General features: G+C 71.5%; 13 protein-coding genes. 6 read left to right on the plus strand and 7 right to left on the minus strand.

Annotated elements, in window-relative coordinates; genetic code table 11:
• Positions 1-227: 227 nt before the first annotated feature.
• Both ACIQU3_RS19930 and ACIQU3_RS19935 read left to right on the plus strand, forming a co-directional pair.
• Positions 228-788 carry an RNA polymerase sigma factor gene (locus ACIQU3_RS19930; RefSeq protein WP_403730528.1) on the plus strand — a complete coding sequence of 187 codons (561 nt, stop codon included), beginning with the start codon at positions 228-230 and terminating at the stop codon, positions 786-788.
• The gene (locus ACIQU3_RS19935; RefSeq protein WP_403926771.1) at positions 781-1,881 is read left to right on the plus strand and encodes a CU044_5270 family protein; all 1,101 of its coding nucleotides are present in this window, start codon (positions 781-783) and stop codon (positions 1,879-1,881) included. The genes ACIQU3_RS19930 and ACIQU3_RS19935 overlap by 8 nt, the downstream gene beginning before the upstream one ends.
• Before the next feature lie 53 nt (positions 1,882-1,934).
• Here the strand turns inward: ACIQU3_RS19935 and ACIQU3_RS19940 are convergent, their stop codons facing one another.
• Both ACIQU3_RS19940 and ACIQU3_RS19945 read right to left on the minus strand, forming a co-directional pair.
• The gene (locus ACIQU3_RS19940; protein ID WP_403730536.1) at positions 1,935-2,300 is read right to left on the minus strand and encodes a nuclear transport factor 2 family protein; all 366 of its coding nucleotides are present in this window, start codon (positions 2,298-2,300) and stop codon (positions 1,935-1,937) included.
• A 358-nt stretch (positions 2,301-2,658) separates the two neighbouring features.
• Positions 2,659-4,413 carry an ABC transporter ATP-binding protein gene (locus tag ACIQU3_RS19945; protein WP_403730539.1) on the minus strand — a complete coding sequence of 585 codons (1,755 nt, stop codon included), beginning with the start codon at positions 4,411-4,413 and terminating at the stop codon, positions 2,659-2,661.
• 162 nt (positions 4,414-4,575) lie between these two features.
• On the opposite strand from ACIQU3_RS19945, the gene ACIQU3_RS19950 reads away from it, so the two are divergent.
• From ACIQU3_RS19950 to ACIQU3_RS19960, 3 genes are all read left to right on the plus strand, one after another.
• Positions 4,576-5,664, plus strand: a complete 1,089-nt coding sequence (locus tag ACIQU3_RS19950) for an S-(hydroxymethyl)mycothiol dehydrogenase (protein WP_403730544.1) — start codon at positions 4,576-4,578, stop codon at positions 5,662-5,664.
• Positions 5,664-6,293: an MBL fold metallo-hydrolase gene (locus ACIQU3_RS19955; RefSeq protein ID WP_403730548.1), complete on the plus strand. Its 630-nt coding sequence runs from the start codon at positions 5,664-5,666 to the stop codon at positions 6,291-6,293. Before ACIQU3_RS19950 ends, ACIQU3_RS19955 begins: the two co-directional genes overlap by 1 nt.
• 113 nt (positions 6,294-6,406) lie before the next feature.
• Positions 6,407-7,321, plus strand: a complete 915-nt coding sequence (locus tag ACIQU3_RS19960; RefSeq protein ID WP_403730551.1) for an SDR family oxidoreductase — start codon at positions 6,407-6,409, stop codon at positions 7,319-7,321.
• A gap of 35 nt (positions 7,322-7,356) precedes the next feature.
• Here ACIQU3_RS19960 and ACIQU3_RS19965 read toward each other — a convergent pair whose 3' ends face one another.
• From ACIQU3_RS19965 to ACIQU3_RS19980, 4 genes are read right to left on the minus strand one after another with little or no spacing between them, the layout of a single operon-like run.
• The gene (locus tag ACIQU3_RS19965; RefSeq protein WP_403730554.1) at positions 7,357-8,070 is read right to left on the minus strand and encodes a TetR/AcrR family transcriptional regulator; all 714 of its coding nucleotides are present in this window, start codon (positions 8,068-8,070) and stop codon (positions 7,357-7,359) included.
• A 34-nt stretch (positions 8,071-8,104) separates the two neighbouring features.
• Positions 8,105-8,728, minus strand: coding sequence for a class E sortase (locus ACIQU3_RS19970; protein ID WP_403730558.1), 624 nt, complete (start codon positions 8,726-8,728; stop codon positions 8,105-8,107).
• A gap of 58 nt (positions 8,729-8,786) precedes the next feature.
• Positions 8,787-8,960 (minus strand): hypothetical protein, encoded by a 174-nt coding sequence (locus ACIQU3_RS19975; RefSeq protein ID WP_403730563.1) that lies wholly within the window; start codon positions 8,958-8,960, stop codon positions 8,787-8,789.
• A 60-nt stretch (positions 8,961-9,020) separates the two neighbouring features.
• On the minus strand, positions 9,021-10,133 hold the full coding sequence (locus tag ACIQU3_RS19980; RefSeq protein ID WP_403730566.1) for a glycosyltransferase: 1,113 nt from the start codon (positions 10,131-10,133) through the stop codon (positions 9,021-9,023).
• Positions 10,134-10,383: 250 nt separating this feature from the next.
• Between ACIQU3_RS19980 and ACIQU3_RS19985 the strand changes: the two genes are divergently transcribed.
• Positions 10,384-11,079: a L,D-transpeptidase family protein gene (locus ACIQU3_RS19985; RefSeq protein ID WP_403730569.1), complete on the plus strand. Its 696-nt coding sequence runs from the start codon at positions 10,384-10,386 to the stop codon at positions 11,077-11,079.
• A 30-nt stretch (positions 11,080-11,109) separates the two neighbouring features.
• Here the strand turns inward: ACIQU3_RS19985 and ACIQU3_RS19990 are convergent, their stop codons facing one another.
• Positions 11,110-12,309 (minus strand): Gfo/Idh/MocA family protein, encoded by a 1,200-nt coding sequence (locus tag ACIQU3_RS19990; RefSeq protein WP_403730572.1) that lies wholly within the window; start codon positions 12,307-12,309, stop codon positions 11,110-11,112.
• Positions 12,310-12,323 lie beyond the last annotated feature (14 nt).

Here is a 12,323-nt window from a genome sequence, read left to right on the forward strand (position 1 = left end):
AGCTCGGCGCGCATCAGCAGCGCCATCACGCCGCCGATGACGAAGAACGCGAACGACGTCGCCAGGTACAGCGTGCCGATCGTCTTGTGATCCGTGGTCGTCAGCCACTTGAGGTGCCTCATACCCCGCCTGTGTCCGAGCCCCGCCCGGACGTCACACTTCACCTGCGCGACGAGAATCACGAAGACGGGTGTGACGATCGAGAAAGTGCCGGACACGAACGGGACATGAGCAACGACGAGATCTTCGCCGCTGCCTACCGCGAGCACTACTGGGCGGTCAGCCGCTATGTCGCACGGCGACTGGACGGACGGGCCGTCGACGTGGAGGAAGTGGTGGCGGAGGTGTTCACGGTGGCCTGGCGGCGCCGGTCCGACCTGCCGCCCTCCCCGCTGCCCTGGCTGTACGGCGTGGCGCGCAACTGCCTGGCCAACGCGGTGCGCGGCCACGGACGCCGCCGCCGGCTCGTCGACCGGCTCGGCAACGACGACACCGCGCACGGACGGCACATCGCGGCGGGCCCCGAAGCCGACACTCCCGGCGGCTGGGTGCACGAGGCACTCGCCAGGCTCTCCCCGGCCGACCGGGAAGTGCTGCGCCTGACGGCCTGGGAGGAACTCGGCGTCGACGAGGTCGCCGTCGTCCTCGGCTGCGGTAGCCGTGCAGCCTCCATGCGGCTGCACCGGGCCAGGCGCCGGCTCAGAGCCGAGATCGACCGTGTGCGTCCCGAGGCCCCGACCGCCGAGCACCCCTGCATGACCGCCCCGAAGGAACACGGCCATGGCTGATGAACTGGAACTGCTGCGCGGCGCCGACCCGGTGCCGCCCGACGGCCCCCGCTTCGGCGACGGTCCCCTCGACCACAACGCCGAACGCCGGCTGGAACGGCTGCTGCGGGAGCCGGAGGACCGGCTCCCGGGCCGAACGGGGCCGCTCCCCGGCCGCACGCGCGCACGATGGTGGGGCCTGCTGACCGCCCGTTACCGGGCGCAGCGGGGCCTGCGCTCCGGCCGTCGGCCGGGCCCGCGGCTGCCGGGGTCCGGGCGGCAGCGGCTGGCCTGGGGCCTGGTCGCCACGGCCGTCGTCACCGCGCTGACCCTCACCCTCGTGCTGAGCGGCGCGAGCGCCCCACCCGCGGTCGCCGCGCCCCGCCCGCTGGTGGTCGAGTCGGGCTCCACACCCGTGCCTTTGAACCGCATGGCCGAGCGGGCGTCAGCCGCCGCCGAGGCCCCCGGCGCGCCCCGCCTGCGCAAGGGCACACACGTGCAGTCCTGGAGCCTGGGCATGTCGGACGACAAGCCCCCGATCACCCTGCCCGAAGAGCGCATCGTGCGCTGGAGGGCCGACGACAGTCACACCGAACTCGTCGTGGCCACGGACCCCAGGCACCCCGGGCGTCCGGTCCTCTCGGACGCGGGCGGCAAACCGCATCTCGTCGACGACGGCCACGTCCTGCTCGACCGGACCTACCCGCCGAGCTGGAGCGACGCCCCGCCCCACTCACCCCCGCCCCGGGACCCGGCCCGGCTGCGCAGCTACCTGACGGAGTCTCAGTTCACCGGCACGCCGCTGACCACCCCTGAGCTGCTGGACGCCATGGCGACACTGCTGGACCACTGGACCCTCGGCGCACGGGAGAGCGCGGCGCTCGCCCGGCTGCTGGCCGCCGCCGACGGACTGCGGCCGGTCGGCCGGGTGACCGACCGGCTGGGCCGCCGGGGCCAGGCCTACGTGAACGACAGCGGCGGTGTGCGCCGCATGCTGCTCATGGACCCGGCCACCGGTGCGGTGCTCGGGCTGGAAAGCACCCTGACCCGGCCGGAGCCCGCCTTCGGTGTCGAGGCGGGTGACGTCATGTCGTACAGCGCGTGGATGCGCTGAGCGCGACGACCGCTTTGCGTCGTGACGGAGACGGATTCCTCCGGCCCCGCCCGCTACTCGTCCCAGGCCTGGACCAGCGTCTGCTCGGTGATCTTGCCGTCGCGCAGCGACAGCATGGACTCGGACAGCACGCGCACCCCGTCCGCGTACTGGCAGCTCTCGCTGTAGGCGGCCTCGTCGCCCTGGATCACGCAGCGCTCCAGCTTGTGCGACATGTCGCGGCTGTAGACGTCCTCCAGCATCCGCCCGATCTCGTCCCGCCCCTGCAGGACCTTGGGGTGGCTGGGCTGGGTCGTGTGGTCCACGATGCGCATCTCGGCGTCGTCGGCGTAGAGGGAGAGCAGGATGTCCGGGGTGTGACCTTCCAGGCCCTGGCGCAGGGTCTCTCGGTCGAAGGCGGGGTCTGCGGCGGTTCCCATGATGACCTCCTTCGAAGGGCCGCGACCCGGCGGGAGCGGGCCGCGTAAGCCTCTCCTGTCGAGGTTCCTCCCGCCCGGCGGACTCGGCAAGCCCAGCCGGGCGCCGGTCCTGACGGGTGGGCGGAACGGCCCGCCCGTGTCCGCCGGGGACCCGTTCGCGGCGCGACGGGCACGATCTCAACACGACGTACCGGCGCCGCCGTTGGTCTCGCAGCGGGGTCGTCTCGGGCCTCGCCGCGCCGATGGCGGACGTGGCCCGGCAAAGGCGAACAGCCCGCCCGGCCCCGCCCCTCACACGTGCCCGGGCCAGGCGGAGGCCAAGAACCCGCCCGGACCCGCTCCTCACGTGTGTCCGGGGTCAGTCCGCCGTGGCGAGGAACTGCGTCGCCGCCAGCTCCGCGTAGAGCGGATCGGCCGTCACGAGCTCACGGTGCGTGCCGACCGCCCGGACCCGGCCCGCGTCCATCACCACGATCCGGTCGGCCATCGTCACCGTGGACAGCCGGTGCGCCACGACGAGGACCGTGGTCGTGCGGGCCACATCCGCGACGGTGTCGCGCAACGCCGCCTCGTTCACCGCGTCCAGCTGCGAGGTCGCCTCGTCGAGCAGCAGCAGCCGGGGGCGGCGCAGCAACGCGCGGGCGATGGCGACGCGCTGCCGTTCACCGCCGGACAGCTTGGTGCCGCGGTGCCCGACCAGGGTGTCCAGCCCACCCGGCAGCCGGGCGACCAGGTCGTCGAGGCGGGTGGTCTTGAGGACCCGTGCGAGGGCGTCCTCGTCCGCCTCCGGGTTGCCCAGCAGCAGGTTCTCCCGCAGGGACCCCGACAGGACCGGCGCGTCCTGCTCCACGTAGCCGATCGCGGCACGCAGCCCGGGCAGCTCCCAGTCGTCCAGGTCCCGCCCGTCCAGGGTGATCACGCCGGACTCGGGGTCGTAGAACCGCTCGATCAGCGAGAAGACGGTGGTCTTGCCGGCGCCGGACGGGCCGACGAAGGCCGTCATACCCTGCGCGGGCACGGTGAACGTCACGCCGTGGTGGACGTAGGGCAGGTCCTCGGCGTACCGGAAGCGGACGTCGTCGAAGGCGACGGCGGCGGGCCGCGTGCCGGGCTCGGGCAGCCCGGCCGCCTCGGCGGCCGGTTCGGCGGGAAGGCGCAGCGCCTCCTCGATGCGGGTCAGGGCCGCAGCACCCGTCTGGTACTGCGTGATGGCACCGACGACCTGCTGGATCGGCGACATCAGGTAGAAGACGTACAGCAGGAACGCCACCAGGGTGCCCACGTCGACCGCGCCGGTCGCCACCCGGGCGCCGCCCACGGCGAGGACCGTGATGAATGCGACCTGCATGGACAGCCCCGCCGTGTTGCCCGCGGCGGCCGACCACTTGGCGGCCCGCACGCTCTGGCGCCACGACTCCTGCGCCGCCTCGTGCAGCGTCCGCTCCTCCCGGTGCTCCGCGCCGGACGCCTTCACGGTGCGCAGCGCGCCCAGGATCCGTTCCAGGGAGGCACCCATGACCCCCACCGCGTTCTGCGCCTCACGGCTCGCCTTGTTGATGCGTGGCACGATCACCCCGAGGACCACGCCGGCACCGAGGATCACGGCCAGGGTGACGCCCAGCAGCACGGCGTCCACCAGGCCCATCATCACCACCGTGGCGACGAGTGTCAGCCCGCCCGTGCCCAGGCCGACCAGCGAGTCGGTGGTGACCGCGCGCAGCAGGGTGGTGTCGGAGGTGATGCGGGCCATCAGGTCACCCGGTTCGCTGCGGTCCACGGCGGTGATCCGCAGCCGCAGCAGATACGACGACAGCGCCCGCCGAGCGCCGAGCACCACCGACTCGGCGGTGCGGGTCAGCACGTACGAACCCAGCGCGCCCAGCGCCGCGTTGGCCACGACCAGGGCCGACATCGCCAGCAGGGCACCGGTGATGGCCCGCTCGTGCGACAGGTCGTCGATCAGGTCGCGCGCCACCAGCGGCAGCAGCAGCCCGGTCGCCCCGGTGACCAGGGAGAGCAGCGCGCCGGCGAACAGGGACCAGCGGTGCGGCCGTACGTATCCGAGGAGCTGTCGCCACGGGGGTGTGGCGGTCCCGGTCTCTGCGATGCTCACGGCGCTCCCTCGGCGTCGGCGGAGCGTTCAGGCTACGTCGCCCCCGACCCGCGCGGCCTGCCCTTTTCGAGCAGAACGGGACGGCCGGTCCGCGCCCCCTACCGATCAGTCGCGCGTAGGGTCGGAAGGGAACGGACCCCGGCCGACGAAGGAGTCAGCAGCATGGCCCAGGAAGTACGCGGCGTGATCGCCCCCGGCAAGGACGAGCCGGTGCGGATCGAGACGGTCGTGGTGCCCGACCCCGGCCCGGGCGAGGCCGTGGTGCAGGTGCAGGCCTGCGGGGTGTGCCACACCGACCTGCACTACAAGCAGGGCGGCATCAACGACGAGTTCCCGTTCCTGCTCGGCCACGAGGCCGCGGGCGTGGTCGAGGCGGTCGGCCCCGGCGTCACCGACGTCGAACCCGGTGACTTCGTGATCCTCAACTGGCGTGCGGTGTGCGGGAAGTGCCGGGCCTGTCTGCGCGGGCGCCCCTGGTACTGCTTCGACACCCACAACGCACAGCAGAAGATGACCCTCGCTTCCACCGGCCAGGAGCTGTCCCCGGCCCTCGGCATCGGCGCCTTCGCGGAGAAGACCCTGGTCGCGGCCGGGCAGTGCACCAAGGTCGACCCGGGCGTGGCCCCGCAGGTGGCCGGGCTGCTGGGCTGCGGTGTGATGGCCGGCATCGGCGCCGCGATCAACACCGGGAACGTCGGCCGGGGGGACTCGGTCGCCGTCATCGGCTGCGGCGGGGTCGGCGACGCGGCCGTCGCCGGATCGCGGCTGGCCGGAGCGGCGACGATCATCGCCGTCGACATCGACGACCGCAAGCTGGAGACCGCGCGCTCCATGGGCGCGACGCACACGGTCAACTCCCGCGAGATCGACCCGGTCGAGGCCGTCCGCGAACTCACCGGAGGCTTCGGCGCCGACGTCGTCATCGAGGCCGTGGGCCGCCCCGAGACCTACCAGCAGGCCTTCTACGCCCGCGACCTCGCCGGCACCGTCGTCCTCGTCGGCGTCCCCACGCCCGAGATGAAACTCGAACTGCCGCTGCTCGACGTCTTCGGCCGCGGCGGGTCCCTGAAGTCCAGCTGGTACGGCGACTGCCTGCCCTCCCGCGACTTCCCCATGCTGATCGACCTGCATCTGCAGGGGCGCCTGGACCTCGGCGCGTTCGTCACGGAGACGATTCAGCTCGACGAGGTGGAGAAGGCCTTCGAGCGGATGCACCACGGCGACGTGCTGCGCTCGGTGGTGGTGCTGTGATGGCCACGCGCATCGAACACCTCGTCACCTCAGGCCAGTTCAGCCTCGACGGCGGCACCTGGGACGTCGACAACAACGTGTGGATCGTCGGCGACGACCACGAGGCGATCGTCATCGACGCCGCCCACGACGCCGACGCCATCGCCGAGGCCGTCGGGGACCGCCGGCTCACCGCCATCGTCTGCACGCACGCCCACAACGACCACATCGACGCCGCCCCCGCGCTCGCCGAGCGCACCGGCGCCACCATCTGGCTGCACCGCGACGACCTGCCGCTGTGGAAGCAGACCCACCCGGACCGCGAGCCGGACGCCTGGCTGGTCGACGGCCAGACCATCGAGGCCGGCGGCGCCGACCTCCGGGTCCTGCACACCCCGGGGCACGCGCCCGGTGCCGTCTGCCTCTACGACCCGGGACTGGGCACCGTCTTCACCGGCGACACCCTGTTCCAGGGCGGCCCCGGCGCCACCGGCCGGTCCTTCTCGCACTTCCCGACGATCATCGACTCGATCCGCGACCGGCTGCTCGCCCTGCCGCCCGAGACGACGGTCCGCACCGGCCACGGCGCTTCCACGACGATCGGCGCGGAGTCCCCGCACCTGGAGGAGTGGATCGCCAGGGGCCACTGATCGTGTGCCGCCCCTGGCGCCGACCGCGTGTCGCCCGTAAAAGGCGACAGGAGATGTCCGGCTTACCCGTGACCCTGGAGGCGGCACGCAGTCACCGTCACGGGAGGTCGGACATGTCAGCTCCGTTGCAAGGCAGGGTCGCACTGGTCGCCGGTGCGACCCGGGGCGCCGGGCGGGGGATCGCCGTGGAACTCGGTGCGGCCGGCGCCACGGTCTATGTCACGGGCCGCACCACCCGCGCCCGCCGCTCGGAGTACGACCGGCCCGAGACCGTCGAGGACACCGCCGACCTGGTCACCGCCGCCGGCGGCCGGGGTGTCGCCGTCCCCACCGACCACCTCGACCCGGCGCAGGTCCGGGCACTCGTGGACCGCATCGCCGACGAGCAGGGCCGCCTCGACGTCCTGGTGAACGACATCTGGGGCGGCGAAAAGCTCTTCGAGTGGGACACCCCGCTGTGGGAGCACGACCTCGACAACGGACTGCGTCTGCTGAGGCTCGCCGTGGAGACGCACGCCGTCACCAGCCACCACGCCCTGCCCCTGCTGCTGCGCAACCCCGGTGGCCTGGTCGTCGAGGTCACCGACGGCACCGCCGACTACAACGCCCGGAACTACCGCGTGAACTTCTTCTACGACCTCGCCAAGGCCTCCGTGCTGCGCATGGCCTTCGCCCTGGGTCACGAGCTCGGTCCGCGCGGCGCCACCGCCGTGGCCCTCACCCCCGGCTGGCTGCGCTCGGAGCTGATGCTGGACGGCTTCGGGGTGCGGGAGGAGAACTGGCGCGACGCCCTGGAACGCGTCCCCCACTTCGCCATCTCCGAGACACCCCACTATGTGGGCCGGGCCGTGGCCGCGCTCGCCGCCGACGAGGAGGTGTCGCGCTGGAACGGCCGGTCGCTGTCCAGCGGCGGACTCGCCCGGGTGTACGGCTTCACCGACCTCGACGGCTCCCGTCCGGACGCCTGGCGCTACCTGGTGGAGGTCCAGGACGCGGGGAAGCCCGCGGACGTCACCGGCTACCGGTGACGGACCACCGGTGACGCGGGCGCGCTGCGGGACCGTCACAGGCCCCTTTCGACGAAGCGGTCGAGCAGCGCGTCCAGCCCGGCCGCCAGGCCCTCCGGGCCGCCCCGCTCGGCAAGGGCGGGCGCGGTCGCCCGGAGCCGCGGCAACTCCTCCGACGGCAGGCGGTACAGACCGAGCCGGAACGCCGGGTCCGGCTCCTTCGGGTTGTCCACCACGGCCCGTAGCTCCACGGAGACGTACCCGAGGACCCAGGCGGTGACGGCGCGCAGGACCAGGGCGGAACGGGTCTCCTCGAGACCGGCGTCCCAGAGCGCGTCGAGCACGCGTTCGTGATCCCGCAGGACCGCCGGCGCCCGGCGCGCCAGCGGCACCTCGGTGAAGCGCGTGAAGATCAGCGGTGCCACCTGAGGATGGTCGAGACAGGCCTCGTAGGTGATCCGGGCGATGTGGTGCAGTTCGGCCCGCCACCCGAGGCTCGCGGTCACCGCCGCCGGTTCCGCCTCGGCGAGCCGCTCCTCCAGCTCCAGGAACAGGGCCTCCACCACCCCGTCCAGCAGCGCTGTCTTGCCCGGCGCGTAGCGGTACAGGGACATGGCCTCCACACCGAGTTCGGCTCCCAGACGGCGCATGGTCAGTGCCGACAGGCCGTCGCGGTCGACCAGCTCCAGGGCCGTGGCGAGAACCCGCTCGCGGCTGAGCCTGCCGGGACGTCCGTCCTCGTCACCCCCGGGCCCCGCGCCGTCCACCATCGTCCGCCTCCTTCGCGCAGTTCCCGCTCACCCGTCATGACCTCTGCAGTTCGCCCCACACGACGAACCGGTGGACATACCTGCCGTCCCACCCGCGGTCCGTGCAGGTGATGAGGGTGATCCGGGCCTTGTCGGGCCGGGTTCCCGGCTTGCCGGGCACCGGAAGGAGGACGCCGACGTCGGAGGGCTCCACGACCTTGCTGCGGGTGACCCGGTAGGTATAGGTCGTCCCCCGCCACTCGACATCGATCGTGTCACCCCGCCGCAGCTCCGTGAGCCGGTTGAAGGGCTGTCCCCAGCCCGTCCGGTGACCGGCCACCGCGAAGTTGCCCGTCTCACCCGGCAGCGCCGTCCGTGGGAAGTGCCCGGGGCCCTTCTGCAGCGCCTGCGGTGAGACGCCCTGGACGATCACCGGTGCGAACCGGTCACCGAACCGGGGGACGCGCAGCACGGCGAAGGCCTTGCCCTCGCGTGGTCCGGGTCCCTCCGCACGGGCCTTCCGCGGTGGGGCGTCCGATCGCCTGAGATCTTCGCGCAGCGCCTGCTGCGTGTGGCCGTAGGCGTCGTCCGCCTGCCGGTCCTGGAAGATCTTGACGCCGCCCAGGGCCAGGCCGGCGAGAATCAGACCGACGCCCAGAAACCGGAGCACCCTTCTCATGTCGGACCTCCCGCATGGGGGGTGGGGCCACTCCCGTGGCCCCGCCTCGGCGACCTCGTCAGGCGTCGTCCCTGACCTTGCGCGGTATCAGCCGCAGTGCGGCGCATCCCGCCGAGATCAGCACGAAGACGACGACCCAGAACCAGACACTTCCGGGGCCCCCGGTGACCGGCAGCAGCCCGGCCCCGGTGGTTCCGGCCGCTGTGGTGCCTGCGCCTGCATAGTTCGCCATGATCTTTTCCTTTCGCCGTGAGATTTCGTCGTGGAACTTCGTGTGCGAGTCGTCCGTGTGTCACCAAGCGCGGTCCCTTCGCAGAGCCGTGTCCGCGAGCGCACGGAGGTGGACGCCCTGGAGGAACAGGTCGTAGAACCACTCGGGCAGGACCAGCATCGAGGCGATCGAGGCGCGCCAGCCGCGTGATTTCACGGTGATCGCCCGTTCGATGGCGTAGAACGCCGTGAAGGCGATCCAGAACGGAGCGATCCGCACTCCCGTGCCGATGGCGAGGAACCAGACGACCGAAGCCAGGTAGGCAGTCGACACCGAGGCCCCCAGGAACGCCACGAGCTGTCTGGCCCAGCCTTCCGTGGTGTAGCGCGTCAGGCCGTAGTCGATCAGGTTCTCCAACGCGCCGCGCTTCCAGCGCAGCCGCTGCTTGGCAAGGGCCCGCCAGCTCTCCATGACCTCCGTGGTCATGGTGGCCCGCGACGGGGCGACGATGCGGTGGTGGAGGTGCTTCAGGGCCAGGGTGAGCTCGTTGTCCTCGGTCAGCGCCTTCGTGTCGTAGACGCCCTCGGCCCGAGGGAGCCGGCCGGCTCTCCGGGCTTGGAGGACGTCCTTCAGGGCTCCGGCCCGGAACAGGCAGGCGGTGCCGGTCAGGCACAGCACCTTGCCCTGCTTGCGTGCGGTGTCGCGGGCGTACCGGGCGAACTCGTTGCGCTGGAACGTCCCGCACAGCCGGCCCCCGGCGCGACCACGGAAGGTGCCGCCGACCGCGCCGTACCCCTGACCCATTTTCCTGGCGGTGACCTCGATGAACTGGGGGTCCAGAAAGGTGTCCGCGTCCTGGACGAGGATCGCGTCCTGATCGGAGACGACCGGCAGCAGTCTGCTGAGCGCTCCGTTGAGGTTGCCGGCCTTCTTGTGCCGGTTGCCGACGGAGTGCCAGACCTCGGCCCCGCCCGTCCGGGCGATGCGCTCCAGGTCGGCGGTCCGGCGGCTGTCGCTGTGCGGATCGAGCGTCACGATGACGCGGTCCGCGGGCCGCGTCTGCCCCCGCAGCGCCTCCAGCACCCGGGGCAGGGAATCCACCTCCTTGTATGCGGGCACGAGCACGATCACCCGGGGGACTTCCTGCGGTGCGACGGGCGTCGCCGCTGTTGCGGGAGAGGGTGTCTCGGTCATCACGTGCTCCGAACCACTGGAGGGACTAGGTCATATCCATAACCTTACGTTGTAAGCGTATATGTGCAACTTATGCCGTCGGTTTAATTTGTCCGTTTAGTCCGTCCATGGTGCCCCGCGATCCCGCGCCGCCCCACGAGGAATGTCACCGTTCCGTCCCAGCCCGGCCGATCGCACAACCGGAACCGCCCTCCGTCCGTCTAGCTGGCAGACATCGCAGAACCGCATTCGCGAAAGGGCATGACCAGCCATGGGGGACGTACGCAGACGGAGCGCCGTCGCACTGGGGATCACCGGACTGGTGGCACCGCTCACGCTCGCACTCGGCGCCGCACCGGCCCAGGCCGCGAGCTGCACCACGCAGGCCGGCCCGTACCAGAAGAAGGTGGAGAAGTTTCTCGGCCGTCCGGTCGACGGCAAGCAGTCCGCCGCCGACTGCAAGGCCATCAAGGCCTTCCAGACCAAGCACGGCATCTCCCCGAACATCGGCTACGCCGGCTCCGTCACCTGGGGCGTGATGGACCTGATGCAGAAGCAGAAGGCCGTCGGGAAGACCCCGAACAAGGACGGCAAGTGCCCGGTCAACAAGGGCCGGATCGCCTGCGTGAACCTCACGCTCCAGCTGAGCTGGATCCAGGACGGCAAGAAGCTCGTCTACGGCCCCGTCCCGGTCCGCACCGGCCGCAACGGCTACGAGACCCGCACCGGCCTGAAGAAGATCTACTGGCGCAACATCGACCACGTGTCGTCCATCTACCACGTGCCGATGCCCTACGCGCAGTTCTTCGACGGCGGCCAGGCCTTCCACTCGGTCGGGGTCAGCATGTGGAACCCGCCGGGCTCGCACGGCTGCACCAACATGACGAAGACCGACGCCAAGAAGTACTGGTCGCTGCTGAAGAAGGGCGACGACGTCTTCGTGTACGGCCGCAAGCCGGGCACCTGATACCGGCACCCGGCTCGCACGCGGCGCCTCCTACTGCGGCGCGTCCCCGAAGTCCGGGATTTCCAGCCTGACTCCGCCCTGCCGCGCGGACTCGTGCGCGACGATGCCCGGCAGGGTGTAGCGGGCCGCCACCCAGGCATTCACCGACGGCAGCGTGCGGTTGTTGACCGCGGTGACGAAGTCGTCCACCAGGAAGTGGTGGCTGCCCTCGTGGCCGTTGTGGAGGTGGTCGAACTCCCGCGGCAGCCGCGCCCGGTCGTGCACGGGCGCCGACCCGGAGGTGAAGGCGGCCCGCAACTCCGGTGCGATGTGCTGCAGCGAGGGGTCGTCGGGCGCCATGGTGGGCTTGGGCTCCAGCAGTTCGCTGATGTCCTTCACCCCCTGCTTGTCCTGCCACAGGGCCACCGTGGCGAGCTGCTCCATGCTCGCCTCGGTGCCGAAGAACCGGAAACGCGACTCCCGTATGTGCGACGGGTAGCCGACCCGCCGGAACTCGTTGGTACGGAACGAACCGCCGCCCGCCACCTCGAACAGCGCGGTGGCGTTGGAGACGTCGTTGCCGAACTGGCTGACGTCCTTGTCGAAGACGCCGTCGCCCCGGTCGTCGGTGACACCGATCGCCGACACGCTCACCGCGTGCGTCTTCCAGGCGCCCAGCACCCCGCCGATCGCGTGCGTCGGGTACAGCAGCGGGGGATAGCTGGCGGTCGCCTTCCAGTTCTCGCCGCCGCTGTACCGGTAGGCCTCGTAGAAGCCCAGGTCCATGTCGTGGACGTAGTCGCCCTCGGCGTAGAACAGCCGCCCAAAGGCGCCCTCGGCGATCTGGTTGCGGGCGTGGACCGTGGCCGGGTTGTACTCGCTGGTCTCGCCCATCATGTAGGTCAGCCCGGTGGCCTTGACCGCGTCGATGATCGCGGCGATCTCCTCCGTGCTGATGGCCATCGGGACCGCGGAGTACACGTGCTTGCCGGCGTTCAGGCCCTGGAGCACCAGCGGCCCGTGCGTCCAGCGCTGGGTGAAGATCGCGACGGCGTCGACGTCCTCCGACTCCAGCATGGCCTGGTAGGACGGGAAGGTGCCCGCCAGCCCCTGGGCGGAGGCGAGTTGCCCGGCCCTCTCGGGCAGCAGGTCGGTGACGTGGACGTCGCCGACGCCGGGGTGGGCCTGGAACAGCGTGGCGAACTGGCCGGAGAACTGGCCGGCGCCGACGATGCCGATGGAGAAGGTCATGGAGCGCGTGTCCT

It is taken from the genome of Streptomyces sp. NPDC101110, from assembly GCF_044759525.1.
Classification (GTDB): Bacteria; Actinomycetota; Actinomycetes; order Streptomycetales; family Streptomycetaceae; genus Streptomyces.

Excerpts from the sequence above, each read along its gene's own strand:
- ACIQU3_RS19930 (WP_403730528.1), top strand. The coding sequence starts at position 228 with ATGAGCAACGACGAGATCTTCGCCGCTGCCTACCGCGAGCACTACTGG.
- ACIQU3_RS19935 (WP_403926771.1), top strand. The coding sequence starts at position 781 with ATGGCTGATGAACTGGAACTGCTGCGCGGCGCCGACCCGGTGCCGCCC.
- ACIQU3_RS19940 (WP_403730536.1), bottom strand. The coding sequence starts at position 2,300 with ATGGGAACCGCCGCAGACCCCGCCTTCGACCGAGAGACCCTGCGCCAG.
- ACIQU3_RS19950 (WP_403730544.1), top strand. The coding sequence starts at position 4,576 with ATGGCCCAGGAAGTACGCGGCGTGATCGCCCCCGGCAAGGACGAGCCG.
- ACIQU3_RS19955 (WP_403730548.1), top strand. The coding sequence starts at position 5,664 with ATGGCCACGCGCATCGAACACCTCGTCACCTCAGGCCAGTTCAGCCTC.
- ACIQU3_RS19960 (WP_403730551.1), top strand. The coding sequence starts at position 6,407 with ATGTCAGCTCCGTTGCAAGGCAGGGTCGCACTGGTCGCCGGTGCGACC.
- ACIQU3_RS19965 (WP_403730554.1), bottom strand. The coding sequence starts at position 8,070 with ATGGTGGACGGCGCGGGGCCCGGGGGTGACGAGGACGGACGTCCCGGC.
- ACIQU3_RS19970 (WP_403730558.1), bottom strand. The coding sequence starts at position 8,728 with ATGAGAAGGGTGCTCCGGTTTCTGGGCGTCGGTCTGATTCTCGCCGGC.
- ACIQU3_RS19975 (WP_403730563.1), bottom strand. The coding sequence starts at position 8,960 with ATGGCGAACTATGCAGGCGCAGGCACCACAGCGGCCGGAACCACCGGG.
- ACIQU3_RS19980 (WP_403730566.1), bottom strand. The coding sequence starts at position 10,133 with ATGACCGAGACACCCTCTCCCGCAACAGCGGCGACGCCCGTCGCACCG.
- ACIQU3_RS19985 (WP_403730569.1), top strand. The coding sequence starts at position 10,384 with ATGGGGGACGTACGCAGACGGAGCGCCGTCGCACTGGGGATCACCGGA.
- ACIQU3_RS19990 (WP_403730572.1), bottom strand. The coding sequence starts at position 12,309 with ATGACCTTCTCCATCGGCATCGTCGGCGCCGGCCAGTTCTCCGGCCAG.